Origin of the sequence: Microbispora sp. NPDC046973 (genome assembly GCF_040644495.1) — a bacterium.
Taxonomy (GTDB): domain Bacteria; phylum Actinomycetota; class Actinomycetes; order Streptosporangiales; family Streptosporangiaceae; genus Microbispora.
The window spans coordinates 94,204-118,674 of the sequence record NZ_JBEYWQ010000017.1 but is presented as its reverse complement, the minus strand read 5'-3'; the positions used below and the strand labels follow the sequence as shown (position 1 = coordinate 118,674).

Sequence of the window (24,471 nt, the reverse complement as noted above, 5' to 3'; positions counted from 1 at the left end):
ACCATGACCGGCAGCGAGATCGACACGTACGTCGAGACGAAGCTCGACCCGAAGTACCGCGAGATCGTGGCGGCTCTGCGTGCCCTTGTCGCCGAACAGGCACCCGAGGCCGTCGAATGTCTCACCTACGGCTCGCCCGCCTGGCGAGGCAACAAGATCCTCGCCGTCATCAGCCAGAGCAAGACGCATCTCACCTTCGCCTTCGAGCGGGGCGCCGAGATGTCCGACCCGCACGGCCTTCTTGAAGGAGTCGGCAAGAAGACCCGCCACGTCAAGATCAAGACGTTGGACGGGATGAACGAGGCCGCGCTGCGCGACTACATCAGCCAGGCCGTCCACCTCGACGCGCACTGACGCGACCCGCACTCCTCGTCGGGGGGCGCACCCGTCAGAGCTGCGCGCCGAGCTTGGGGTCGTACTCCCAGTGCCAGGGCTCGAAGGGGCTGTGGTACGACCAGTCGGGGTGGATCCAGCCGTACCGCTTGCTGTTGGCCTCCAGCCAGTTGAACTGCACGGAACGGAAGTTCTGCACTCCTCCGCACAGGTCGACGGCGAGCCCCAGACCGTGGTTGCTCTTGCCCGGAGTGGCCGCGAAACCCGGCCGCCGGTAGTAGATGGACTGCTGCTCGCCCAGGTTGCGATAGCTGTCGGAGATGCACATCGAGGTGCCGAAGCGCTTCTTGTAGGCGATGTTGAGATCGGCGAAGGCGATCGCCGCGTCCGCCCGCAGCTCCTCTCCCGCCTGCGGCAGGGGGCACAGGATGTTCTTGGGCAGCAGTCCGTTCGGGTACTGCTCCGCCTGACCGATCCTGGTCGGGTCGCAGCCACCCGCCCCCTGCGTTCCATCGCCGATCTTCACGCCGAGCTTGATCAGCGCCTTGGTCAGCGACCGGACCAGCGTGCTGGAGCGTTTGCGCAGCGCGGCGACCTGCGCGCTCAGCTGCGCCTCCTGCAGGAGGTTGGCCGCCCGCAGTTCCTGCGCCTCCTGCGCGAGCTGCTGCTGCCGCTCCAGCAGCTTCACCGCGTCGCCGAGCACGTTGTTGCGCCCGGCGACGATGTGGTCGAGGTCGGCGATCCTCCGGAGCGTCTCCGTGCCGTTCCCCGCCCTGAAGAACGGGCTGAGTCCGTCGAGCGAGGGGTCCTGGTACATCGACGAGGCGAGGTCGGACAGCGGCTTGCGCAGTTTGTTGAGCTCCGCCGTGGCCTGCTGGAGACTCTCCAGCTTGGTCGCCAGCTCCTTCTCCACCGCGCCGAACTTCTTCTGGCGCGCCACCAGCGCCCTGTTCGCGTCCGCGATGGACTTGTACGCCTTCTGGGCCTCGCGCCGCAGCTCGGTCAGCGTGGTGGGCTCCTTGTCGAGCACGCCGGCCGAGGCGCTTTGCCCGGCGGCCTCCGGGCGAGCGTTCGCGGTCGTGGTATCGGCCAGGGCCGCCGCGGCCGTGCCGTACGGCGCGGAGACGGCCAGCGAAGTCATCGCCGTGACGACCGCGATCAGCCTGGCCGATCGAGGAGATGACACGATCGACTCCCCCGTTTGCGAACTCGTGACCTGGGTCAGGGACGCACGTTACTACAGCGTCCTGTGTGCCCGGGCCCCGGTTCACGCAAGCGCTATCGACCGATCACGTCGCATTTGCGTGTTTCCAGCTCATCGCCCGCCTTCGGATTGGCCCTCACGCTCCCGGCAGAGCTCCCACAGCCACGTGTCCCGCCACTCCGGCGCGCACGTGAAGGTCGTCTCCTCGCGAGGTTTCGGCTTCTCTGCCGGCCGGCTCACCTTCGGGGCATCCCTGGGGACGACCTCACGGACGGGTTGGACGATGGGAAGGATCCGTACGAGCCCCTCGTAGAGACGCGCGGGACCGGCCGGCTCGGGCACCGGGGTCGGGTTCAGCAGGGGCTTGCGCACCGTCCCCGCCATCGGGACCACGTCGATCCTCCGGGCCTTCTGGCCATCCGCGAGATCCGGCGGCACGGCCGCCCGCGTACCGGGCGTCCCGGCGAGGTCCCGGTCTCCCGCGGTCGCGCCGGCAGGCTCGGCGGGCTTGCCGTCCCCCGTCCCCGCCGGTGCCGCACGTACGGCCGCGTCCCGGGAGAAGTCGCTCCGCGCCCGTTCCCCGTAGCCGGTGAAGTCGGCCATGAGCATGCCTGAGGCAAGGATCGCCGGCACGAGCAGCGCCGCGACGAGCACCACCGATCGCAGCCCGCGCGCGGATCCACGTCGCGTTACGGTCACGGCCAGCGACGCTAACCACCCTCCCCCACTCGGCGTACGACCACTTGCCATGCCTTTACCGCAGGTCAGCCCGCCGATGACCGGCGACCTCGAAACGACACCCCCTGGGGAGGCGCGAGCGGGCCCAACCTTTCGCTAGGCTTACTGATGCACGTCGTGCGCCTCCGTAGCTCAGGGGATAGAGCACCGCTCTCCTAAAGCGGGTGCCGCAGGTTCGAATCCTGCCGGGGGCACTCACCAAATCTTCGGCACAGGCGCCTGCCTCCGGCAGGCGCCTGTTTTCGTTTCCAGGAAGTTCTTCTGCCATCGCCGCGACTCCTTGGATCGTCTCGTGGTCCAGAGTGATTCGGATCAACGCCACCCCACGGCCGGCGTCATGGCGGATCTCCAGATGGAAGGCCGTGAACAGCTCGCGCTGAAGCTCTTCGGGCAGCTCAGCGATCTTCGTCTGCAGCATGGGGATCATGTGGAGCAGGCCGGCTTGGTGGTCGCGCGCGGGCGGACTCCCCTCGGCATCGGCAAGCTCCTCCGCCTTGATCCGGCGCTCGCCTTCCAGCTCCGTGAAGCGGGCCCGCAGACGTTGGCAGAACGCGTCGTCCGCGTCGGTGTCCTCGATCTGAGCGATCAGCCTGTCCTGCCTCCGCGTGATCTCGGTGATGCTCTTCTTGAGCGAACGGCACCGGGACTCCCACTCCTCCTCCGCCTGGCGACTGTTCTCCGGCAGGTCGGCGGCGAGAAGTTCATGCCGCTGTTGGCCGAAGACGCGTCGTTGAAACAGATCATGAACTGCGTCAACAAGCACGTCTTCTCGAACGCGGACAACCTTTGGGTGGCCAGGAAAACGGTCCTCCCGGCCGTGATGGTTGCGGTCGGGCTGGCACACGTAGTAGGCATCCTGGGCCTTGCGGCGCGTCTCGGTCTGGCCGAACATGCGCCGGTCGCAAAGATCGCAATGGACGAAGGACCTCAGCAGGTACGTTCGGCGCGCCTGCGAGTGCCTGTTGAGCTGAGCACCGGAACGCGACGTGTTGCGCGTCCGGCCGACCTTCTGGGCGCTCTCGTAGATCTCCCGGGTGATCAGAGGCTCATGGGTCGGGTGCTCAGACCAGACCCAGGCGCTGGGAGGGTTGAGCATGCTGCGGTTCGTGCCTCGGCGGCTGGTGGTTGCCTTCCGATTCCACACCATGTAACCGGTGTACTTCGGGTTGAGCAGGATCTCCCGGATCCCGGACCGAGACCAAGAATTACGTCCCCGGAAGTTCGGGTTCAGCGACTCAGGCGGTGGATAGCGCTCATGGTCCGCGTTGAGCCGGTCGGCGATGTCGCCATACCCCAGCCGTTCCATCACCCGCCATACGAAGATCTGCGTGACGGCAGGGCCACGCAGCGGGTCGGGCACCAACCTGGTCTTGCTCTTGCCGTCCGCCGCCTTGGCCGGGACCGGATGTGGGACCTTCTCCGCCTGGTAGCCGTACGGAGGGCGCCCGATGTTCCAGCCCTGTTGTGTATGGGTGCGGAGGCCGTCCCAGGACGCCTCCATCATCTGGACGGCGTACCACTCGGCGATGCCCTGCTTGACCCGGCGGGTGAGGATGGCCGTGGCGCGTTTGCCGTTGAGCGTGATCGGCTCGTCGGCCGCGAAGAGAGCGACCCCGAGTTGTTCGAGCTCATGCTCGATCTTCGTCCCATAGAACGTACGGCGAGAGATCCGGTCGATGGACTCGCAAATGACCGCGTCGAACCGGCGGTTCGGCCGGGCGGCTTCGGCCAGCAGGTCCTGAATCCCGCCATCCCGAGGAATGGGAATTGTGAAGCGCTCGTGGGCGGTGCTGTGGCCGCGGTCTTCCAGGTTCTTGCGGCCCGACTCGATGTCGTAGAAGTGAGCGACGATCAGGGCGCCGGGCGGCAGTGCCGCCCGGCTGTTGCTGAGCTGACGAGGCAGAGAGAGCGTCGGGTCCTGTAGATCCTCGGTCGAGGTTCGTCCGCACCAAGCGACACGTAGCCCGTCGAAGGGGTCCTCGCGTGCCTTGCTCTCCCATCCGCCCACCAGCCTTACCCCCTTGCATCCTCAGCGGTCATCCAGAGCAGGATCTTGTAGATGGCACGCGCCTGGGTGGCCCGCAGTCCTCTGCCCTGCTCCCCGGAAAGCGTGACGACCTGGTATTCGATCGTCAGCGGCTGCGGCTCTGCCGTCCCTGACCGTGCAGATGAACCCTCGGCTGCCGGACGAGGCTCTTCATCCACAGTAATCAGAGGACCGGCTGCCCGACTCGCCCTTCCGGGCCCTGCAGAGTACGCCGCTGAGGCTGGTTCGGGAGGCTCTGAGCAGGCCCTTTGTGGCTGCCCGGTCACCCTCTCCTCCTGCCGGGAGTGCCTTCGTCTTGAGTGACGAGGAGCCGGGTTCGGGCGAGTTCGCAGTAGTCGGCATTGAGCTCGATGCCGACGAACCTCCGCCCGATCTGCCGCGCGGCGATGCCGGTGGTGCCGCTGCCGGTGAACGGGTCCAGGACGGTGCCGCCGGGGCGGCAGCCGGCGGCAATCGCCGTCAGCGGGATGTCGATCGGGAATGCCGCGAAGTGCGCCGCCCGTAGCGGCCGGGTGGGGATCGACCAGACGTCCCCGGGGTTCCTGCCGTTGGGGTGCGCGGCGGCATGCCGCTCACCCGTGGGCCGCATCGCCGTCCCGTGCCGCGGGCCGGCCGAGTCCTCCCCGTACTTGCCGCTCGGAGGCCAGGCCGTCGTGATGCTGTTCGGCTTGTTGCCCCGGGCTCGTGCCCGCCTGGAAATCGGACGGTCGCCGGTGTAGGGCTGACGGACCGGGTCGAGGTCGAACCAGTACCGCTGCTGTTTGACGAGCAGGAAGATCAGTTCGTACCGGTTGGACATCCGGTCGCGGACGGACTGCGGCATCGCGTTCGGCTTGCTCCACACGATGGCGTTGCGAAGAATCCAGCCGTCCTCCTGGAGGGCGAAGGCGACCCGCCACGGCATGCCGAGCAGGTTCTTCGGCGGTACGGCCAGCCGCGCCTTGGGCCGCACCTCCGGCTGGCGCGGGTTGTAGTCCCTGCCCCGCGCCCAGCCGTCGGAGTTGGCCGCATAGCAGTCCCCGAGGTTCAGCCAGCAGGTGCCGTCGTCGGCGAGCACCCGGCGGGCCTCGGCGAAGGTGGCCCGTAGGTTCTCCACGTACGCCTCCGGCGTGGGCTCCTGCCCGTACTGGCCCTCGCAGTAGTTCCGGAGGCCCCAGTACGGCGGACTGGTGACGATGCAGTCCACCGAGCCCTCATCCATCTCGGCCAGCACCGCACGCGCGTCCCCGTGGTAGATCGCCGCGTGCTCGTCGCTCCAATACGGCTCACGCAGTTTCCTCATGCGCGACCTCCGGCGACCCGGATCTCCCACAGGACGCGGGCGCCCTCGTCGGTACGGCTGGTGTCCCATCCGACTGGGCTGGGGACCAGCCGGAAGCCGGCCGCGCACAGGCTGGTGCCGGGCTCGCCGATACGGGTGTAGGCGATCAGGCGCCGGTAGCCCTCAGTCTGGGCGGCCCGCCAGGCGGCACCCAGCAGGGCCGAGCAGGCGTTGGGCGTGCCGTCAGTGGACAGGCAGACGACCTCGGCCGTGCTGCCGTCGTCGAAGGCCCGGAAGGCGAGCGTGTCGACAAAAGCGACGCCGACCAGGGTTGTGTCGCTGGTCTGGACACCGATGACGAACTCCGCCGCGGCCGGTGGGGCGAGGTAGCGGTGCGTCCAGGCGGTGAATGCCCTTGCAGTTTGAATCGCGACCGGCGAAATCAGCAGGCGCGGCTTTTCCGTTGTGGCTAGGCCGCCGCTGCCGGCGTTCTTCTGGATGCCATTCCTTCTCTCCATTGATTTGTCGGGACACGTTTTCCGGATGCGGGCCGCCGAGGCCGCGAGCACGGCTCCGTGGCGTGTGACCAGGCAATCAGCAGGCTCAGAGTCTGCTCAGAAGCCGGGTGGCCGAGCTCAGAAGGTCGCGCTCAGAAGCCGCTGAGCTACTCAGAATGCCGAGGCTCTGAGAAATTCCTGAGCGACTACCCAGCTTTTCTCTGAGCCGTTTCTGAGGCGGTGCGTACACCGGTTGCGAGACCACGAACTCCTTCTCGACCCGGAGCACGACATGAGCGCGCATCGCCTCACCGAATCACCATTGGACACCGCGGAGACCTCGTTCCGGTTGCTGACGACCGGCCCGGGCGCCTTGTCTCTGGACTGCACGGCACTCGCCCCCGGTCTGCCCCGGGGAGCGGTCTGTCTTCGGGAGCTGCGCGTACTGCTCACCAGCCGGACCGTCACTGACGAAGCGCGGGATGCCGTCTGGCGGGAGTTGGTCGCACGCGCCCAACAGGCCAGCTCGACCTGGACGGTCGCGGCCGTCGGCATGGCCATGCCGGCCCTGCACACGATCGCGATAGCGCTGACCCGCGACCTGGTCCGCGGGGACCCCGTGGACGTCGACATCGCGATCATGGCGGGCTTCCTGCGGGCCCTGCACCGTGTGGACACCGGCCTGCCCCACATCCGTGCTCGGCTGTGCGAGGCGGCCCGCTTCGCGGGTGAGCGCACCCGCCGTCACATCGAGGCCACGGCCGAGCGCCGCTGTGCGGCCGGCGAGCCGATGCCTCCCCCGCGACCCTGGTACCACCCCGATCTGGTGCTGATCGACGCAGTGGCCCAAGGCGTACTCAGCGAGCTCGACGCCGAGTTGATCAGCCTGACGCGACTTGAGGACGTGCCGCTGCGGGACCGCGGCCAGGTGAGCGGGCAGCAGAACCGCCGGGAGCTGCCACTGATCAACGTCGTGCGGCGGGAGGAATCCGAACCCGCCACCTTTCCCCTGGCCGCTTCTCCGATCCCGGGAGAAGCGCACTCGGCTTCCGCGCGGAGCCAGGGAACTCCGGATGCGCAAACAGCAACCGACCCGAAGGGAGGCAGGGACACAACCCCTGGCTCCGCGCGGTTCTCTCCCAACCACCCCTCTGTCGTGGCCCGCTGTCACCGCGCCGCCCGGCAGCGGCATCCGGTACGGCATGCCAGCGGCAGCCGTCCCTGCCGCAGGAGACCGTCCTCGCGGGGAATCGCCGTCTGGGGCCTGGCCACTGCGGCAATCGCCATCCTCGTTATTGCCGCAGTGGCAACCTCCGCCTTCGCTGCTTCCCCGGTGGCCGCGGCTCCGTCGGATCTCAACGCGGTCTTCACGAACCTGCGGAACTGGCTGATCGGCTTGCTGGCGACGCTGGCCACGCTGATGCTGACCATCGGCGGGCTTCGCTACCTCGTCGCCGGCGGCGATCCCGGCGAGGTCCAGAAGGCCAAGGCGGCGTTGAAGGCGGCAGCCTTCGGCTACGCGCTGGCCGTGCTGGCTCCGCTCTTCGTGAGCATCCTCAAGCGCGTCGTCGGGTGAGAGCGATGGCCTCCTCGCCCCGGCCTCGGGTCACCGGCTCAGCCAACGTCAGTCGGCTCGACGCCTCGTTCCGCGGTGCCGCGATTTCCCGGCCCGCTGCCGGTGCGGCAGTCGTTCGCCTCTCATTGCCACGTACGGCCGTGCTACTGGTGATCACGGTGGCCGTCGTCACGGTGTCGATTGCCGCCATGACGGCAACCGCGAGCGCCACTCCAGTGCCGGCTCCTTCGCCCTCACCGTCACTGCCCGGACCAGTCGACATCCCGGTGGACAGTCCCGGGTTCGGGTTCGGCATCGGCGACTGGATCAACGGCCAGATCAATTCCTGGTTCGCCAACCTGGTCGCGCTGGCGACTAAACCGCTGCTGGACGTGCTGGCCGCGACACTGCTGGCGACCCCGGACGTGTCCGGCAACGGCAGAGTCTTCGATCTGTGGAAAGCGACCGCGGCCATCGCGAACACCGGATTCGTCCTGCTGGCCACGATCGGTGCGATCACCGCGATGGGTCATGAGACGGTCCAGACCCGATACGCGGTCAAAGAGGTCCTGCCGCGCCTGTTCGTCGCGGTCCTGGCCGTCAACGTCAGCTTCGGCATCTGCGGCAAGGCCATCGAACTCGCCAACGCCCTGTCACACGCGCTGCTCGGCCAGGACTTCGATGAGAGGCGCGCGGCGGCGACCCTGCGCCTCCTGGTTGTCGTCCCCGGCCAGCAGGAGATCTTCTACATTATGCTCGCGCTGGTCGCGGTCATCTTGCTGATCCTGTTGCTGATCGCGTTCGTCATGCGGGCCGCGCTGATAGTGCTGCTGGTGGTCGCCGCGCCGCTCGCGCTGGCCTGCCTGGCGCTGCCGTACACCGACGGGCTGGCCCGGTTCTGGTGGCGGGCCTTCACCGGGCTGTTGATCGTGCAGGTCGCCCAGTCACTCACGCTGGTCATGGCGGTACGGATCTTCTTCAACCAGGACGGCCGTCTCCTGCTCGGGCTCATGCCGACCGGGCAGCTCGTCAACCTCGTCCTCGTCCTGTGCCTGCTGATCATCCTGGTACGCATCCCGGGCTGGGTGTCTCGCCGCGTGTTCGCCCAGACCGCCGGCCGTGGCTCAACGGTCACGCGGATCGTCAAGTACGCCTTGGCCTACAAGCTCACCTCTCCGGTCATGAACGCTCTACACCTCGGCAGAGGTGCACGCGGCGGCAGGGGTTCAGGCAGGGCCAAGGGCGCGACCTTCGCCATGACGAGCAGGGCGCTGCCCGCGCTCGCCGCAGGTCCCGCCGGTACGGCTGCCGCCACCACAGCGACCGCCACCTCCGCGGCCAGGGGCGGCACCGGCCAGGCCCACCACGCGCCAGGGGCAGCGCGCCGTCCCGGCAATCCTGGCAACTTGCAGCCCGGTCCGGTCAAGCATGCCTCGTCCGGTCCGCCTGGTCAGGGCAAGTACCGGACGCCGCTGCGGCCATCGGTCCCGACTCCCCCCACCACGCCGGTGTACGGCTACCCGCGCGACGCCTACTACGCCAACGGCCCGGCAGGGCTGGTGCAGATGTACTGGCTCCGCGCCCAATCCACTCCTTCGACCTCTGGACGGCCAGTCCAGGCGCCCGGTGCGTCGGCTCCCGGCGGATTCGACCGCCCCCAGAACCCTGGCCGTCGTGGGCCGCAGCGGCATGGCCGCCCGTCCGGCGGTGGTGACAACCGATGAGCTGGGTGCAGCCGGTACGCATCCCCGCCGATGTGGACCAGGAGGACCGCATCGTCGGCGGCTTCACCGCCCGTCAGGTGGCCATCCTCGGCGGCACCCCGGGCCTGCTGTACGCCGCCTACATGCTCGTTGGAGAGCACGTGCCGCTGGTGGCGTATGGCGTCGGGGCCCTGCCGATCGCGCTGACCGGCATCCTGCTGGCGATCGGACGGCGTGATGGTGTGAGTCTCGACCGGTACGTACTGTCCGCGCTCCGCCACCAGCGTTCCGCGAGGGCTTTGGTCTCCGAATCAGCGAGCATTCCTCCGGCTCCCGCCTGGATAGCCGCCAAGTCTGTTCCCCGACCGGCGCCGCTGCGCCTTCCCGCGCGAGGAGTGGCCGATGACGGGCTCATCGATCTCGGGCCGGACGGGGTCGCTGCCGTGGCGGAGGTGTCAACGGTCAGTTTCGCCCTTCGGACGCCGGACGAGCAGGACGCCCTCGCCTCGGGTTTCGGCCGCTGGCTCAACTCACTGTCCGGCCCGGTCCAGATCCTCATCCGTGCCGCGCCGGTGGACCTCAGCGAGACGATCAACAACTTGATGGACAACGCTCGTGCGCTTCCTCACCCCGCGCTGTCGGCCGCCGCGCACGAGCACGCGGCCTTCCTCACCGGCCTTTCGGTCAGGCACGACCTGCTGCGCCGTCAAGTCCTGCTGGTCGTCCGGGAGCCCTGCGCCGAGGCGGGTGGCCGGGACGCGGCATCGGCCCGGGCGCTGCGCCGCCTGGAGGAGGCCGCCCGATTGCTGTCGGGCTACGGACTCACCGTCCGCCCGCTGGACGCACCGGCCATACGGGCGCTGCTCGCCTCCTGCTTCGACCCCGCCTGCCCGCCGCTACCCGCCGACCAACTCGCGACCTCAGGCGAGGTCATCACAACAGGAGAACACCGGTGAAGCTCTTCCCACGCAGGCGCACGGCCCTCGCCACCGGGTTCGGTCCAGACGCGATCCAGGTCCGGCCGCGGGACCTTCGAGTGAGTGGCAGCCTGTGCGCCACCCTGGCCATCAGCGGATACCCGCGCGAGGTCACACCTGGCTGGCTGGAGCCGCTGCTGACTTATCCCGGCCGCCTGGACGTGTCGCTTCATGTCGATCCGGTCCCGTCCCAGGTCGCCGCCGATCGGCTGCGCAAGCAGCTCGCGCGTCTGGAATCCGGGCTGCGCAGCGACCAGCAGCACGGCCGGCTTCTGGATCCCGGAGCGGAGGTCGCGGCAGAAGACGCCCAGGATCTCGCCTCCCGCATCGCGCGCGGTCAGGCCAAGTTGTTCCGCGTCTCGATCTACCTCACCGTCCACGCCGCCACCCAGGATGAGTTGGACGAGGGGTGCGCCCAGGTGCGAGCACTGGCCGCGTCGCTGTTGCTGGATGCCCGGCAGATCGCCTTCCGACAGCTTCAGGGCTGGGTGTCCTCGCTGCCGCTGGCCTTCGACAACCTGGCCATCAGCCGTACGTTCGACACCCCGGCGCTCGCGGCGGCGTTCCCGTTCACCAGCCCGGATCTGACCACCGAACTGGGGCCGACCGCGGTCTTGTACGGCGCCAACGCCGCCAGCCCGTCCCTGGTTGCCTGGGACCGATTCGCTCAGCCCAACCACAACTCGGCCATCATCGCCAGCAGCGGGGCCGGGAAGTCCTACCTGGCCAAGCTGGAAGCCCTGCGATCCCTTTACGCCGGGGTCGAGGTCGCGGTCATCGACCCCGAAGACGAATACGCCCGCCTGTGCACGGCCCTCGGTGGCGCCTACCTCCACTTGGGCGCGCCGAACGTCCGGCTCAACCCGTTCGACCTGCCCCTTGAGGGGCGACGGGACGGGGACCCGCTGACCCGGCGGTCGCTTTTCCTGCACACGCTGGTCGCGGTCATGCTCGGCGGGCCGCTGGACCACGCCGGTAAGGCGGCACTCGATCGGGCGATCCTCGCCACCTACAAGCAGGCCGGGATCACCTTCGACCAGCGCACATGGAAGAAGCGCCCGCCCCTCATGAGCGATCTGGCAAACGCGCTTACCAGAGACGACGACCCCAAGGCCGCCGAGATAGCGGCAGGTCTCGCGCCGTACGTGACCGGCAGCCACCGCCAGCTCTTCGACGGACACACCACCACCCAGCCCGACTCCCACCTGGTCGTCTTCTCCCTCCGGGACCTGCCCGAGGAGCTCAAGGCCGTCGGCACCCTGCTCACCTTGGACGCCGTTTGGCGAAGGGTCTCCGACCCGCGCAACCGTCGCCCGCGCCTCGTCGTGGTCGACGAGGCATGGCTGCTCATGAAGGACCCCGAGGGCGCCAAGTTCCTGCTTCGGATGGCGAAGGCGGCCCGCAAACACTGGGCCGGGCTGTCGGTGGTCACCCAGGACGCTGCCGACCTGCTCGGCTCCGACATCGGACAGGCGATCATCGCCAACTCCGCCACCCAGATTCTGCTTCGGCAGGCTCCCCAGGCCATCGACGCGGTCAGCGACGCCTTCGGCCTGTCCGACGGCGAACGCCACCTCCTGCTCTCCGCCGAGCGCGGCTTCGGCCTGCTGGCAGCGAACTCCGGCGCGTCCCGCGTGGCCTTCCAGGTCCTGGCCAGCGAGCAGGAACACCGCCTGGTCACCTCCTCCCCTCAGGAACTCGCCGAGTACGCGGAGGACGACCTGTGAAGACGATGATTCAGGGTCCGCTGTACGATCCCGAAGCCTTCATCGACTGGCTGCTGGCCTGGGTAAACGGCCGCGTCTGGCAGCTCGCTCTCGCGCTCTCGGTCGCCGCGATCACCCTCGAACTGTCCCACGTCCTGGTCGTACGGCTCCGCCACCGCGCCGCGACGAACGGGGCACGATGCGTGGAGGTCTTCGCCCCGCCTACGGCAGACATGGCGGGTGCCGAGGCACTGTGGGGCAACCTACTCGGACTCCTGTGCCCGGCCTGGAAGCGCATCCTGTTCGGCCAGCCGCATCTGGCATTCGAGTACGTCTTCGGCACCGGCGGAGTCCAGATCCGCATGTGGGTCCCCGGCACAGTCCCTCAGCACCTGGTGGACCACGCCATCGAAGCCGCGTGGCCGTCCGCCCGGACCACCGTCGTGGAGGCCGCTCCGCCGATACCGCTCAGCGGGCAGGCCACCGGCGGACACTTGGTGATCGCACGCAGTGAGCGGCTGCCGCTCCGGCACGACCATGACCACGACCCTCTCCGCGCCCTCCTCGGAGCCGCGGTGGGCATGCCTGGCTGGCAGCACGCCGCCGTACAGATCCTCGCCAGGCCCGCCACCGGTCGCCGTCTTTCCGGCGGTGCCGGCGGCACCCCCGTCTTTCTACTGCGAGCCGGACTCGACCTCTTTGTGCCGGGCCCAGCTCGCGCTCACCACCAGCCGAACCATAGGTTGCAGGATCACGCTGCCCGTCTGGAGCAGTACGCCGAGGCCCGCGCCATGAGGGACAAGTCCCTACAACCTCGATACGAGGTCACCGTCCGCTACGCCGTCCAAGGCGACGAAGGCAAGGACCGGGCAGCGTGCAAGGCGCGCCGCAAGATCATCCGAGGTCGCGCGCATGCGATCGCTTCGGCGTTCGCCCTGTTCTCCGGGCACAACTACCTGGAGCGGCGCCGTCTGCCGCTCCCCGCTCGCCACCTCGCCTTCCGCCGATTCGGGCGCGGCTACCTCCTGTCGGTCTCCGAGTTGGCCGCACTCGCGCATCTACCGATGGACCCCGCCGTACCCGGGCTTCAACGAGCCGGAGCGAACACGGTGGCTCCCTCGCCGCAGGTCGCCCAGAACGGGAAGGTGCTCGGCCTGGCCGACGCCGGTCACGAGCGGCCGGTCGCGCTGCGTGTGATCGATTCCTGCCACCACGTGCACGTCCTCGGCCCGAACGGCACCGGCAAGAGCACGCTGCTGGCTCAGATGATCCTCTCCGACATCCAGGCCGGGCGCGGCGTCGCCGTCGTGGACGCCAAGGGCGACCTGGTCGCCGACCTGCTCGGTCTCGTTCCCGAAGAAGCAGGCGAGCGCATCGCTCTGATCGACCCGGACGACCGCCATCCCCCGCCGGCGCTCAACGTGCTGAGCGGCCCGGACCTGGAAACCCTCGTAGACAACCTCGTGGGCATCTTCCACAAGATTTACGCCGACTCCTGGGGCCCACGCAGCGACGACATCCTGCGCGGCTGCGCCCTCACCCTCTCCCGCAACGGCGGAACTCTCGCCGATATCCCGGCGCTGCTCAGCGATCCCCTCTACCGCAAGCAGCTCACCGAACGCCTCAACGATCCCTTCCTGCTGGGATTCTGGAACTGGTACGAGCACCTGTCCGAGCAGGCCCAGGCACACGTCACCGCGCCCATCATGAACAAGCTGCGGGCGTTCCTGCTTCGCCCGTTCGTCCGGGACATCCTCGGCTCGGCCCGGTCCACCTTCGACGTCGGCGACGTCCTGGACGGCAAGATCCTGCTCGCGCGGCTGCCCAAAGGCGTGCTCGGCGACGACACCGCCCGCCTGCTCGGCTCGCTTCTGTTGGCCCAGGTCTGGCAGGCCGCCTCCCACCGCGCCCGGCTCGGCCGCAGCCGCGCGCCGTCCGCGCTGTACGTGGACGAGACGCAGAACTTCCTGAACCTCCCGCACGCCCTGTCGGACATGCTCGCCGAGGCTCGCGCCTACCGGCTGTCCATGGTGCTCGCCCACCAGCACTTGGCGCAGCTTCCTCGCGATCTGTGCCAGGCGGTCAGCTCCGACGCGCGCAACAAGATCTACTTTTCGCTCTCGCCAGAGGACGCCCGTGAGGTTGAGCACCACTTCAGCCCGTACCTGACCCGGCATGACCTCGCCAATCTCGGCGCCTTCCAGGCTGCCGCCCGCCTGGTCGTCCGCTCTGCCGAGACCCCGCCCTTCACCTTGCGCACGCGGCCACTGCCCGCCCCCGACCCCGACCTGGCGCGACGCGTCCGCGCCGCCGCCGCCAAAGCCCACGGCCGGACCCCCGCCCAGCCCGAAGTCCTACCGCGCGACGACCCACGACAGCAGCCCAGAAACGGAGAAAACACATGAACGAGCACTACACGCCCGGCGTCCTGGCCTCGCTCGCCACCCAGCTGACCAGCCGCGACCGCCACCTGCTGCGCCTGGTCTGGACCCACAAGGTCCTGACCGGCCACCAGATCACCCACATCGCCTTCGACAACCCGATTACTGCACGGCACCGCCTGGTCAGGCTGCATCGCATCGGCGTCCTGGACCGCTTTCGGCCCAAGCCACCCGTCGGTTCAGCGCCCTGGCACTACGTGCTCGGCGAATCCGGCGCCGCCGTACTCGCCGCTGAGGACGGCGTCGACCTGAGCGAGTTCGGCTACCGCCGCGACCGCGCCCTTGCCGTGGCCTACAGCCAGCGTCTCGCCCACAGCGTCGGCGTCAACGACGTCTTCGCCCGCCTGTACGGCACCGCTCGTCAGGCGAACGGGTGCCGCCTGGACATCTGGTGGCCAGAGGCGCGCTGTGCCGCCCAGTGGGGCAAGCACGTCCGCCCCGACGCCTACGGCAGGTGGACCGAGAACGGCCGCACCGTCGATTTCTTCCTCGAGTACGACACCGGCACCGAGACCCTCGACCGGGTGCCGGCCAAGCTGCACGGTTACGCCGCACTGACGGCGGCCACCGGAATCACCACCCCTGTCCTGATCCTCACCGCCTCCAGACGAAGGGAGAGCAGCCTTCACGGCCGGCTCCAGCTCCGTGCGGCTCAAACCGGGGTGCCGTGCGCAACGGCCGTCGCCGGAGCTGACCCTCAGGGCCCCGTCTGGCTGCCCCATAACCGCCGAGAAGCACGCCTGCGCCTGGCCGAACTCGCCGCTCACTGGCCTCAGCCCGCAGCGGAGCGCCTTTGATCGAAGAAGCCACGTTGGCGAAGATCCTCGCCGCAGGCGCGGGCCTCGTGGCAGGAGTCGTCCTCCTCATAGGACTGGCAGGAGGCGCGAGGTACGCGGCCATCTCGGCCAGCGCGGTCTGTGACTACCCCAGCCCCTCAGCGCCCGAGCTGAGATCGACGCAGCCCCGAGAAACACCGCCCACGGCCGCCGCCGGACTGTGCGCGGAACTATCGCCCGGAGAGATCCCGGCAGAGGCACTGGCTGGAGCGGAGCGTGGGATGATCGCCGTTCAGGCGGCGTTGCGCATGCGCGGCACCCCGTACTCGTGGGGAGGCGGCGGGCCGGCCGGACCGAGCTTCGGCATCGGTCGCGGCGCCGGAACGCGAGGATTCGACTGCTCCGGCCTGGCCGAATACGCCTGGGCCAGGGCCGGGGCGCGGGTCGGTGGCGACACCTCCGCGCAGTGGAATGCGGGGATCCACGTGCCCAGAAGTCAGATCCGACCAGGAGATCTGATCTTCTTCGCCTCCAACCCGGCTGACCCCGCGACGATCCACCATGTCGGCATCGCGATCGACGCCACTCGCATGGTCCACGCGCCCTTCACCGGGAGCATGGTACGCATCGACACCTGGGCAGGCGTACCAAGCCGGGAGCGAGAATTCGCTGGAGCTGTCAGGCCCGCGTGACCTGAGTTTTCGCAGGTATGACCGCTTCTTCCGACTCGGGCAGTATGCCGCTTTGCAACAGCAGACTTCCGTTCAGCTGCAGTATGAATGGCATCAGCGGTTGTCTCTGAAACAGTGTGCGTGCGCACTGGCTCCTCCGGAGGTGTCAATCGTGGCGTCCGCCTGGGCGCTTTCGTCTACCCTGTCGCAAGAGCGTGTCTGTGAGGAGGAATTGGGCTGGTGAAGACGTTCGAAAGTGGCGACATTCCGCTGGCGGACCTACTCAAGCAAGCACACCAGGGTGTACTACAGTTACCTGATTTCCAGCGTGGGTGGGTCTGGGACGACGACCACATCGTGAGTCTGCTGGCCTCGGTCTCTCGCTCGTTCCCGATCGGCGCCGTGATGACGCTGGAGACCGGGAACGCTGACGTGCGATTCCAGCCCCGGCTACTCGAGGGAGTCCCGAGTTCGGCGTCGACCAGGGTCCCGCAATATCTGCTGCTCGACGGGCAGCAGCGTACGACCTCGCTCTACCTGGCGCTCCGTTCCGGGGCGCCGGTCCCGACCCAGGATGCCCGGAAGAACGACATCGAGCGTTGGTACTTCGCCGACATCGACGCGTGCATCGACCCGGATGCAGACCGGAATGACGCCATTCTGTCACTACCGGTAGACAAGCGACGGGTGAATGCCCGCGGTGACGTCGTGCTCGACGCCTCCACGACCGAGGCGCAGGTGCGGGCCGGCAAGGCCGGCCTTTTTCCGCTCAGCATCGTGCTCAACCCGGCTGCCACCTCCGATTGGCAGCTTGCCTACCTGGAGGCGGGACCACCGCGGGAGCAGATGAGAATCTGGAAGAGGTTCCAAGAGACGCTGACCCTGCCGTTCCTCCAGTACAGCATTCCGCGGATCGCGCTCAATCGGGAGACGACCAAGGAGGCCGTCTGCCAGGTCTTCGAGAAGGTGAACACCGGCGGCGTCGAACTGACGGTCTTTGAGCTGCTGACGGCGACGTACGCCGCGGAAAACTTCCGGTTGCGCGACGACTGGAAGAGTCGGCAGGCGACCTGGGCGGACGAGCCGCTGCTCGCGGACCTGGACGCCACGACCTTCTTGCAGATCGTCACGCTGCTCTGGACTCGTGGTCGCTGGGAGGAGCGCACCCGGCAACGTGCTCGTGGTGACCGCGTCCCGGCGGTGTCGGCCAAGCGCCGCGACATGCTGGCGCTTCCGCTGAACGAGTACCGGCGCTGGGCCGGTGCCGTCACCGAGGCGCTGCAGGGGGCGGTGCGATTCCTCCACGGTGAGCGCATCTTCCACGCCCGTGATCTCCCGTACAGCACTCAGCTCGTTCCCTTGACGGCGATCCTCACGTTGCTTGGCGAGGCCGCGTTCACACCGAAGCCGACCGCGAAGTTACGTCAATGGTACTGGTGTGGGGTGTTCGGTGAGCTGTACGGCGGCACCACTGACACCCGCTTCGCTAACGACCTGCAGGACGTGCTCGCGTGGATTCGAGAAGACGGCGAGGAACCGCGCACGGTACGCGAGTCGCAGTTCCAGGCTGAGCGACTGCTGAGGTTGCGCACCCGCAACAGTGCCGCCTACAAGGGGCTCTACGCACTCGTGATGAAGCGGGGCGGTCGCGACTTCCGTACCGGCGAGACGATCGACGCGAAGGCGTACGCAGCCGACTCGATCGACATCCGCCACATCTTCCCGCAGAAGTGGTGCGCAGCGAACGGCGTTGAAAGCGCGTATGCCAACTGCATCGTCAACAAGACCGCCATCGACGGGAAGACCTGGGGATACATGGGTGCGAGCGCGCCGAGCAAGTATCTGGCCGCGATCGAGACCGGTGTGCCGGTGGACCCGCAGGACCTGGATGCGATCCTCACCAGCCACGACATCGACCCGCTCGCACTTCGTCAGGACGACTTCGGCGCCGTCTTCGACGCGCGCTACGAACGGCTGATCCGCCAGATCGAGGATGCGACCGGCCGGCCGGTGAACCGTAGCGACGGTCAGGGCAGCCCGTTCGCCGGGCAACGCGGCGGGGCCGCGCTGGCACACGGGATCCAGTCGCTGATCAAGGCGGGCGAGAGCAAGGTCGTCGAGTTCAAGTCGACCGGCCGCAAGAACCTGGAGACCGGGCAGAAGGACTGGGCGATGGAGTGGGCGGTGATCAAGACGATCGCCGGCTTCATGAACGGTCACGGGGGGACTCTGCTCGTCGGTGTTCAGGACGACGGGTCGGTGCTGGGTCTAGAAGAGGATTTAACCGTCTTCTCCAAGAAAAACACCGACGGCTGGGAGCAGTGGCTGACCCAGCTGCTGATTCAGACCTTCGGGAAGGCCGTGACGGCCAACGTGACTGTCGCGTTCGGCACCATCGACGAACGCACGGTTGCCCGGATCGACGTCGCGCCTGCCTCAGGGCCGGTGTATACAACCAGGACGAAGACCGGGGTGAAAGGAGCAGCGTTCCTTGTCCGGCTCAACAATACGACGCACGAGCTCGACGGGCCCGAGGCATCCAAGTATCAGCATGACCGGTGGTTCAAATAGTTGTGAACCAGGTCATCCCGGACATGAAGCACGAGAACCATACGTGACTTCCACGGCGACCGCGGGGTATCGAGCTAATCCCAGTGATGACACGCGGTAGGCCGTAGGATCGCGATGACCGATCTCAATCTGCCTTTGATCACAGAGTTGAAGTTGGTCGGAGGGCCGGTTCTTCGCGAGCCGGCCCTCACTCCTCTCCCAGACATCGCTGCAACAGCAGGAAGCCAGGCATCTCGTTCCTCGGCCGGATCCCGACTTCGAAGATCTCTGGCTCCTCGAAAACGGGCTCTCCGCTGGGGCGACGCGCGTAGGCGACTCGCCCGTAGTCGACGCCGTCACCCCGGTCGAAGCTCATCCATGTGATGGCTTCTTGCTCACCTTCCCGCAGAGGGTGATTGGAGACAGCTCGCACTGCGATGGTGCTCGGCGGCTTGAACACCCACACTTGCGGAACCGCCAGCACCCATCGAGCCGCGTCGATCTCAGCCACCTTCTCAGCTGCCCTGGCCTCGAACGCCACCGCAGTCGAGCTGTCGCGCAGGTAGTCGTAATCGCTCAGAATCAGCTTCCGCCCACCCTCGAGCGCGATGATCGCCGGGCACTCGCGAGCCACGATGTTCTTCTCCAGACGCTCCACCACGTCGAACAGTAGATGCGCGGTCGCCTCGTTCATGTCGCCTCTGGCCCCCTCGCTCGCGGCGTTTACAGTGCACCAGGGTTTCAGAAACGGTCGTACGAGGGGCAGATCCCGGAGAAGCTCTATCGTCGCGGCGGCACCTCAGACGGCTGGTGGCCCCCAGTGCGACGAAGACACGGGCGCCAATCTGTCCCGCCGTGATGGCAGATCTGCGAGACGGCTCGAACCACGTGCCCTGCGGGTGCGAAGTGCTCGCTGCTCCGTCTCCCGTAGCCGCTTGTCACGCGAGCGTGGAATGCGGCGCACGCTTCGGCCGACGCTCCGACGATCTTTGCTGAGTGCGGGCAGCCATTGCGTACGGGACCGCTTGGAGAACACGTAACCTCCTTCCGTTGGGTACGGCTCCCCGCCCGTTGCGAGACAGGGAGCCGTGCGGGCGTGGTGTCAGACAGCCATGGCGAGCGGCTTATCGAGCACGGCGGCCAGTGCGCGCAGGGTGCCGCGGTCGAGCTCGTCGATGCCGCCCGTCACCGCACGGAGCATGTTTCGCTCAGCTCGCTCGGCGCCGCGTACGTTCTGCTCGTGGTGCGTGAAAGTATTCACCGCCTGGACCACGCCCCAGGCCGTACCACGCCACGGAGCCACTCGGAGGTCGTGGTTCCAGAGCTTGGCCAGGGCGTCTCGCTTACTTTCCGCCATGGTGCGGCTGCGGCCTCGCTCTCGCGGCATCGGTGCGTGGGCGTCCAGGAACGCCTGCCACTGCCGCTCGGTGACCTCAACGCTGCACAGTTCGCGTACCGCCGTTGAGAATTCGTCGGCCAGTGCGTACACGATGTGCAGCGCCTCGCGGGCCTCGGCGAGCCGGAACTTCGAATGCCGGGAGTGCTTGATCTTCACCTGCTGCCCACGCTCGGCAAGGCCGGCGGCCATCGTGTTGTCACAGACGATGTTGGTCACCGCTCGCTTGAACGTCGTGGCCAGCGAGCCGTCAAAGGACGTCGCCCCGAACAGGTGGGGCCGGAACTCGACGCCTTCCGGCGTGATGACGTTCTCGGGCACCTCGACCGACACCCAGGCGACCGCTCCGCCCTTGAGCAGCCCGGCGGAGCCGATCGACAGGTCGGCGTCGAGGAGCCGGGAAATAGTGTTGATGAGCCACTCCACGTAGGGGTGCGGTTCGTAGCCGTCGGAGAAGATGCCCATCACGTGGCCGTTGTCGCTGCGCAGGATGGCCTGCCTTCCGGGCACCTGGGCGAGCCCGCCTCGCGGGTCCTCCACGTAGACCGGGCTGCTCAGCGCCTCCCAGCCGAACAGCCGCCGCTTAACGTCGTCCACAGGGATCGGGCCTGGATAGTGGTTCGGCTCCTCGCCCTGCATGCTCGCCCGGTAGTGCCAGGCCGTACCACGCTTCTCGGTGAAGCCGATCAAGGTGTTGGCGTTCAACCACTCCAGAGACTCCTTGGACATGTTCCTTCTCCCCCTCGATGGAAATGAGAAAGGCACCGGCCGTAGCCGGTGCCCTCAATACTGTCGATACTTTTGGTAAGTCGACTTTCCTGATTCGCCCGCCTCTCCAGCGTGAGCGCCGAAGCTCGGGCGAGGTCACGTGGAGCGGTGCTGTACGGCGTAGGCGATGCGTTCGGTCAGTTCACGATCGGCCGCGCGAATCTCAATCGCGCTCGTGGTGTCGCCGTACACGGTGAACGAGCCGGAAGCGCCGTCCAGCCGCCACCGGACGACGGTCTCTCGCTCGTTCTCGGTGAGCGAGGCTTCCGGCAGCAGCTCGACCAGGGTTTCGGCGATCTCGGCCCGCGTGCCGTTCTCGGCCGCCCTCTTTGCCATCCGCTCGCGGCAGGCCAGCAGGTCTCGCCGGTAGTCGGGCAGTAGGCGGCGCTCGATCCTCTTCGCGACGAAGTTCGCCCCTCGCGCCGCCGTCACCGTGATCTCATGCCGCCGCAGGCCGGGAAGCGTTCCTCTGCTGCCGCCGGGGTAGACACCGAGCACCCTGATCCGCCCCCGCTGATTCCAGATCGGATGCACGACGAGCCGGGCGCCGGCTGGTCCCGTCAGGTAGGCCGGATGACCGGGCCGCACCAGAGGGCTGAAGCCGTCCAGATGCTCAGCGACCTCGATCACCAGTTCCTCGAGCTCCCATTCGTTCACTCACGGACTCCTTTCGCATTATTGATTGACGGGTTCAAAGCAGGCCCGCCCAGAGCGCAGACTGAGTCAATCTAGCGTCATCACTTCGACCGAATAGACGCTCATTGCTGGCATATAAATACGGGGGCCGTTGCGGCCCGAACGTCCGCCCCCAAGGCCCTGACGCGCTGCAACCTGATTTGGTGCAGGCCTAAGAGGTTTAGCGGATTTCCCGAATCGGGACAGTGCCCGCCGATCGGCAAGCGGCTTTATGGCTGCTCTTCGTTGCGCATGTGTTCTTGGTCGGCGCGGAATCGGTAGATGTCCCGGCCGGGCTTGGCGCACTCCTGGCAGCGACAGCCGTATCTGTGGATGTCGCTGATGTGGAAGAGCTGGATGCGGTCCTGCCACGGTGTGGGATAAAGCGACTCGTCCAGTTCCACGTAGGCGCGTCCCCGCTGCTCGTTGACCTTGGTCACTGTGCTCGGGTAGTAAAAGGGAGACTGGTAGGACTCCGTCCACCATGGCCGCACCGGGATGTGGAAGAAGGGGCGGACCAGGACGCGGTCACCGGGCTCCATCGCCGTCTGCCCCCTTCCACAATTCAAGGGCGCTCGCCGCGTCGTCGAGCTGTGGGCGGTCGGCGCCGCGTAGGTCTGCCAGTGTCCAGGCCACGCGCAGCAGCCGGGCAAGCCCGTCGGCCGTCACGAGCCCGGTGTTGGCCTCCGATCGGAGTAGCTCGGCGGCCTCCAGGGCCACGGGAAAGCGCGTGCGCAGGTCTGACGCGGGTACCTCGGCGTTGGTCCGCCATGGTGTGTCGGCCAGCCGGTGAGCCGCCCGCACCCTTGCTGCCAGCACCCGCGCGGCCACCATCGCACTCGGCTCACCCGTCCGCGCCCCACGATCCCCCCACTCGACAGGTGCACGTACGGCGACACGCGACAGGAGCAGCGCCAGGCGTGCCCGGTAGCGGCGCCGGGCCTCCGGTGTGCAGGCACACTCCTCCCAACTTTCCGGACACGAGCATGGGCGGGCGTCGAGAACCAGGGTGAACCGCGCCGGGTAGCGGACGCTCCGGCCCAGGCCCGCAAGGTGGACCTGTCCGCTGTCCAGTGGCCGGCACTGGCCGTCCAGGACCGGACGGGCGAACTCCGGCGCGTCGGCCAGGTGCAGCACGCCGCGGTGGGCGAGTGAGACCGCACCGGGGCGGTTGCCCGCCACGCTGCCGAAGATGGCCGCAGGAGTCTCCGAACGGTGCGGCGCGGACAGCGGAGGCGTGATCCTCGGTGCCCTGTTGGATTGTCCGGCCAGCGAGTAGATCTCGGCGACCTGGCGGGCGGCCTCGTCGGTCAGCGGCGGCAGGATGCCCGGTAGGCGTTCGGCGAGCATCGTGGCCGGGCCGTCGCCGGACAGGAACAGGTGGTGCCCGCCCGCCGCGCAGACCTCCAGCGCGCGGCGGGCAGCCGGGTTGCCGGGCACGTCGGCCAGGTCTACGGCGAGTGACGATGACGGCGCAGGCTCCGGCTCCTGGCCGTGATGATCGCGGAGGGTCCCGTGGCGGAGTTGGTCGACCACGTCGGCCAGCCGGGTTACGGGCATCACCACGGCGCCGGGCACCTGCGCCGCCTCCCGCGCGCATTCGGCGGGGACGACGACTCTGCTGATTCCGGCCCGGACAGCGGCAGCCACCATCGGCAGGACGCCCCTGACGGGGCGTATCCCGCCGTCCAGCGCCAGTTCGCCAAGGAACACCCGCCCGGCGATCCGTTCCGGCGGGATGACACCGGCGGCGGCCAGCAGCGCCACGGCCAGCGCGAGATCAGCCGCCGCGTCGTAGACCGGCGGGATCACCGGTGTCACGCTCACCGTGATCCGCGCGTCCGGCCAGGCTGTTCCGCTGTTGAGGATCGCGGCCCGGATCCTGGCGCGGGCAGGCCAGACCGACGTCTCCGGCAGGCCGACCAGATGCAACTCCGCGTCACCTGGTGCGGCATCGGCCTCGACGCCCACCACATGAGCGGTGATGCCGATCAGGGCGACGGATCGAGTGGAGGCGTAGCCCATGCCTCACCACCCCACCGGCAGCACCGGGCGGGTCCCGTCCGGGAACTGCGCGGCCTTATCCGCGATCTCGTCGGCCATGCCCGCACAGTCCATCCCGGCGGCCGCCTCCGGGGGCAGCCCGCAGTCCAGAGCCGTGCGGATCAGGCCCGCCAGGCTGTAGCGGGGATCGACCGACAGCGCCCGCTCCAGGGCGACGCGCGCCAAGGGTCCGTCTCCGGTGCGCAGTGCGAGGAACGCCAGCAGCGTGGCCGGAGGGGCGGCGAAGTCGGGTTCGACTCGCCGGGTGAGTTGGGTCCACAGCCTGATGTGCGTGTCGTCGTCGTATCGGCCAATGAAGGTCATCGCCGCGTCGCGTACAAAGATCGCGGTGAGCCGCACGCCGAGCCAGGCGACCTCGTCGGCGGACAGGTCCTGCCCGGCCTGGGTGCGGTCCATTGCGGCGGCGATCCGGTCGAGGCCCTCGTAGTACCAGTCGTGATCACCCCCAGCGGCCAGCAGGCTGCGCGCCTGAGCGCAGGCCTCCCGCGTCGCGGCCTGCACCTGTTCCCGGTCCTGCCCGTCCACTGGGGTGAGCGTGTCCGCGAACGCCGCGCGGTCAGGCTGGGCGACGTACCCGGCGAACACCGCCGCCGCGGCGGCCGGGTTGGTCCCCGCGTCGTACCGCACGCCATTCGGTGAACAGCAGTCGGGATCGGGGCACATGTACGACCAATAACGGCCATCCTCAACCCGCAGCGCGTCGATCGTGTCGATCCCCGAATCCGACAGACAGCCGCGTACGGCGTCCATCACGGGTGTGACGTGCCACCCGGGCCCGTACCCGATCAGCGCCACCCGCTCGGCGCCGTTGCGGGTGAGCAACCCGGCGAAGCGCCGGGCCAGGTCGGGCGTGTCCTCCGAGCGGTCCGGCAGGTCAAACCGCATGCTGAACCGCAGCCCCCGGGCCGTGCTGTCAGGGGCGGTGCTGGGTTCGAACGCCATCGCGACGATACTGCGCTCCGGGTGGAATCCCAGCATGTAGGGCACGATCGCGATGAGGTCCGCCGGACGGCTCAGTCGTACCGTGTGATCCAGGCGAGAGGTCATGAGTGTTCTCCTGAGCATGAAGAAGCCCCCGGCGCGATCAGCCGAGGGCGATGGAATGAAGA

At 68.1% G+C, this 24,471-nt stretch carries 19 protein-coding genes, 1 tRNA gene and 1 pseudogene; 10 read left to right on the top strand and 11 right to left on the bottom strand.

The features are described from left to right. Nucleotides 1-3: 3 nt before the first annotated feature. Nucleotides 4-354: a DUF1801 domain-containing protein gene (locus tag ABZ860_RS27910; protein WP_357225478.1), complete on the top strand. Its 351-nt coding sequence runs from the start codon at nucleotides 4-6 to the stop codon at nucleotides 352-354. A 34-nt stretch (nucleotides 355-388) separates the two neighbouring features. On the opposite strand, the gene ABZ860_RS27905 is transcribed toward ABZ860_RS27910, so the two are convergent. Both ABZ860_RS27905 and ABZ860_RS27900 read right to left on the bottom strand, forming a co-directional pair. Then, nucleotides 389-1,519: a D-alanyl-D-alanine carboxypeptidase family protein gene (locus ABZ860_RS27905; protein ID WP_357225476.1), complete on the bottom strand. Its 1,131-nt coding sequence runs from the start codon at nucleotides 1,517-1,519 to the stop codon at nucleotides 389-391. Between the two features lie 129 nt (nucleotides 1,520-1,648). Next, complete coding sequence (locus tag ABZ860_RS27900; protein ID WP_357225475.1) at nucleotides 1,649-2,236, bottom strand: hypothetical protein; 588 nt, start codon at nucleotides 2,234-2,236, stop codon at nucleotides 1,649-1,651. A 160-nt stretch (nucleotides 2,237-2,396) separates the two neighbouring features. On the opposite strand from ABZ860_RS27900, the gene ABZ860_RS27895 reads away from it, so the two are divergent. Next, nucleotides 2,397-2,469 (top strand) — tRNA-Arg (locus ABZ860_RS27895). An 869-nt stretch (nucleotides 2,470-3,338) separates the two neighbouring features. Here ABZ860_RS27895 and ABZ860_RS27890 read toward each other — a convergent pair. From ABZ860_RS27890 to ABZ860_RS27880, 3 genes and pseudogenes are all read right to left on the bottom strand, one after another. Next, nucleotides 3,339-4,283: pseudogene (locus tag ABZ860_RS27890) on the bottom strand (recombinase family protein); the annotation flags it as partial. Nucleotides 4,284-4,584: 301 nt separating this feature from the next. Continuing rightward, nucleotides 4,585-5,604 carry a site-specific DNA-methyltransferase gene (locus tag ABZ860_RS27885; protein WP_357225473.1) on the bottom strand — a complete coding sequence of 340 codons (1,020 nt, stop codon included), beginning with the start codon at nucleotides 5,602-5,604 and terminating at the stop codon, nucleotides 4,585-4,587. Next, complete coding sequence (locus ABZ860_RS27880; protein ID WP_357225472.1) at nucleotides 5,601-6,152, bottom strand: XF1762 family protein; 552 nt, start codon at nucleotides 6,150-6,152, stop codon at nucleotides 5,601-5,603. The genes ABZ860_RS27885 and ABZ860_RS27880 overlap by 4 nt, the downstream gene beginning before the upstream one ends. Before the next feature lie 220 nt (nucleotides 6,153-6,372). Here ABZ860_RS27880 and ABZ860_RS27875 point away from each other — a divergent pair, with 220 nt between their 5' ends. From ABZ860_RS27875 to ABZ860_RS27840, 8 genes are all read left to right on the top strand, one after another. Then, nucleotides 6,373-7,656, top strand: a complete 1,284-nt coding sequence (locus ABZ860_RS27875) for a hypothetical protein (protein ID WP_357225470.1) — start codon at nucleotides 6,373-6,375, stop codon at nucleotides 7,654-7,656. Nucleotides 7,657-7,796: 140 nt separating this feature from the next. Then, on the top strand, nucleotides 7,797-9,359 hold the full coding sequence (locus ABZ860_RS27870) for a conjugal transfer protein TrbL family protein (RefSeq protein WP_357225468.1): 1,563 nt from the start codon (nucleotides 7,797-7,799) through the stop codon (nucleotides 9,357-9,359). Next, entirely contained in the window at nucleotides 9,356-10,294 is a 939-nt protein-coding gene (locus tag ABZ860_RS27865; RefSeq protein WP_357225466.1) for a PrgI family protein, read from the top strand. Before ABZ860_RS27870 ends, ABZ860_RS27865 begins: the two co-directional genes overlap by 4 nt. Nucleotides 10,295-10,374: 80 nt before the next feature. Then, a complete protein-coding gene (locus ABZ860_RS27860) occupies nucleotides 10,375-12,042 on the top strand; it encodes a DUF87 domain-containing protein (protein ID WP_357225464.1) in 1,668 nt (555 codons plus the stop codon). A 5-nt stretch (nucleotides 12,043-12,047) separates the two neighbouring features. Next, nucleotides 12,048-14,426 (top strand): type IV secretion system DNA-binding domain-containing protein, encoded by a 2,379-nt coding sequence (locus ABZ860_RS27855; RefSeq protein ID WP_357225616.1) that lies wholly within the window; start codon nucleotides 12,048-12,050, stop codon nucleotides 14,424-14,426. Then, on the top strand, nucleotides 14,423-15,259 hold the full coding sequence (locus ABZ860_RS27850) for a replication-relaxation family protein (protein ID WP_357225462.1): 837 nt from the start codon (nucleotides 14,423-14,425) through the stop codon (nucleotides 15,257-15,259). Before ABZ860_RS27855 ends, ABZ860_RS27850 begins: the two co-directional genes overlap by 4 nt. Before the next feature lie 260 nt (nucleotides 15,260-15,519). Continuing rightward, nucleotides 15,520-15,930, top strand: a complete 411-nt coding sequence (locus ABZ860_RS27845; protein WP_357225459.1) for an NlpC/P60 family protein — start codon at nucleotides 15,520-15,522, stop codon at nucleotides 15,928-15,930. A 219-nt stretch (nucleotides 15,931-16,149) separates the two neighbouring features. Next, nucleotides 16,150-18,480 carry a DUF262 domain-containing protein gene (locus ABZ860_RS27840; protein WP_357225457.1) on the top strand — a complete coding sequence of 777 codons (2,331 nt, stop codon included), beginning with the start codon at nucleotides 16,150-16,152 and terminating at the stop codon, nucleotides 18,478-18,480. Nucleotides 18,481-18,667: 187 nt separating this feature from the next. Here the strand turns inward: ABZ860_RS27840 and ABZ860_RS27835 are convergent, their stop codons facing one another. The 6 genes from ABZ860_RS27835 to ABZ860_RS27810 all read right to left on the bottom strand — a co-directional run bounded on the left by ABZ860_RS27835 (nucleotide 18,668) and on the right by ABZ860_RS27810 (nucleotide 24,409). Beyond that, nucleotides 18,668-19,153 carry a hypothetical protein gene (locus ABZ860_RS27835; RefSeq protein ID WP_357225455.1) on the bottom strand — a complete coding sequence of 162 codons (486 nt, stop codon included), beginning with the start codon at nucleotides 19,151-19,153 and terminating at the stop codon, nucleotides 18,668-18,670. A 408-nt stretch (nucleotides 19,154-19,561) separates the two neighbouring features. Then, nucleotides 19,562-20,584: a DUF932 domain-containing protein gene (locus ABZ860_RS27830; RefSeq protein ID WP_357225454.1), complete on the bottom strand. Its 1,023-nt coding sequence runs from the start codon at nucleotides 20,582-20,584 to the stop codon at nucleotides 19,562-19,564. A 135-nt stretch (nucleotides 20,585-20,719) separates the two neighbouring features. Further along, nucleotides 20,720-21,280, bottom strand: a complete 561-nt coding sequence (locus ABZ860_RS27825; RefSeq protein WP_357225451.1) for a hypothetical protein — start codon at nucleotides 21,278-21,280, stop codon at nucleotides 20,720-20,722. 248 nt (nucleotides 21,281-21,528) lie between these two features. Beyond that, nucleotides 21,529-21,840, bottom strand: a complete 312-nt coding sequence (locus ABZ860_RS27820; RefSeq protein ID WP_357225450.1) for a hypothetical protein — start codon at nucleotides 21,838-21,840, stop codon at nucleotides 21,529-21,531. After that, complete coding sequence (locus ABZ860_RS27815) at nucleotides 21,827-23,323, bottom strand: ATP-binding protein (protein WP_357225448.1); 1,497 nt, start codon at nucleotides 23,321-23,323, stop codon at nucleotides 21,827-21,829. The genes ABZ860_RS27820 and ABZ860_RS27815 overlap by 14 nt, the downstream gene beginning before the upstream one ends. Nucleotides 23,324-23,326: 3 nt before the next feature. Further along, nucleotides 23,327-24,409, bottom strand: coding sequence for a DUF4192 domain-containing protein (locus tag ABZ860_RS27810; RefSeq protein ID WP_357225447.1), 1,083 nt, complete (start codon nucleotides 24,407-24,409; stop codon nucleotides 23,327-23,329). Nucleotides 24,410-24,471 lie beyond the last annotated feature (62 nt).

Excerpts from the sequence above, each read along its gene's own strand:
- ABZ860_RS27910 (WP_357225478.1), top strand. The coding sequence starts at position 4 with ATGACCGGCAGCGAGATCGACACGTACGTCGAGACGAAGCTCGACCCG.
- ABZ860_RS27885 (WP_357225473.1), bottom strand. The coding sequence starts at position 5,604 with ATGAGGAAACTGCGTGAGCCGTATTGGAGCGACGAGCACGCGGCGATC.
- ABZ860_RS27875 (WP_357225470.1), top strand. The coding sequence starts at position 6,373 with ATGAGCGCGCATCGCCTCACCGAATCACCATTGGACACCGCGGAGACC.
- ABZ860_RS27865 (WP_357225466.1), top strand. The coding sequence starts at position 9,356 with ATGAGCTGGGTGCAGCCGGTACGCATCCCCGCCGATGTGGACCAGGAG.
- ABZ860_RS27855 (WP_357225616.1), top strand. The coding sequence starts at position 12,048 with ATGATTCAGGGTCCGCTGTACGATCCCGAAGCCTTCATCGACTGGCTG.
- ABZ860_RS27850 (WP_357225462.1), top strand. The coding sequence starts at position 14,423 with ATGAACGAGCACTACACGCCCGGCGTCCTGGCCTCGCTCGCCACCCAG.
- ABZ860_RS27845 (WP_357225459.1), top strand. The coding sequence starts at position 15,520 with ATGATCGCCGTTCAGGCGGCGTTGCGCATGCGCGGCACCCCGTACTCG.
- ABZ860_RS27835 (WP_357225455.1), bottom strand. The coding sequence starts at position 19,153 with ATGAACGAGGCGACCGCGCATCTACTGTTCGACGTGGTGGAGCGTCTG.
- ABZ860_RS27830 (WP_357225454.1), bottom strand. The coding sequence starts at position 20,584 with ATGTCCAAGGAGTCTCTGGAGTGGTTGAACGCCAACACCTTGATCGGC.
- ABZ860_RS27820 (WP_357225450.1), bottom strand. The coding sequence starts at position 21,840 with ATGGAGCCCGGTGACCGCGTCCTGGTCCGCCCCTTCTTCCACATCCCG.
- ABZ860_RS27815 (WP_357225448.1), bottom strand. The coding sequence starts at position 23,323 with ATGGGCTACGCCTCCACTCGATCCGTCGCCCTGATCGGCATCACCGCT.
- ABZ860_RS27810 (WP_357225447.1), bottom strand. The coding sequence starts at position 24,409 with ATGACCTCTCGCCTGGATCACACGGTACGACTGAGCCGTCCGGCGGAC.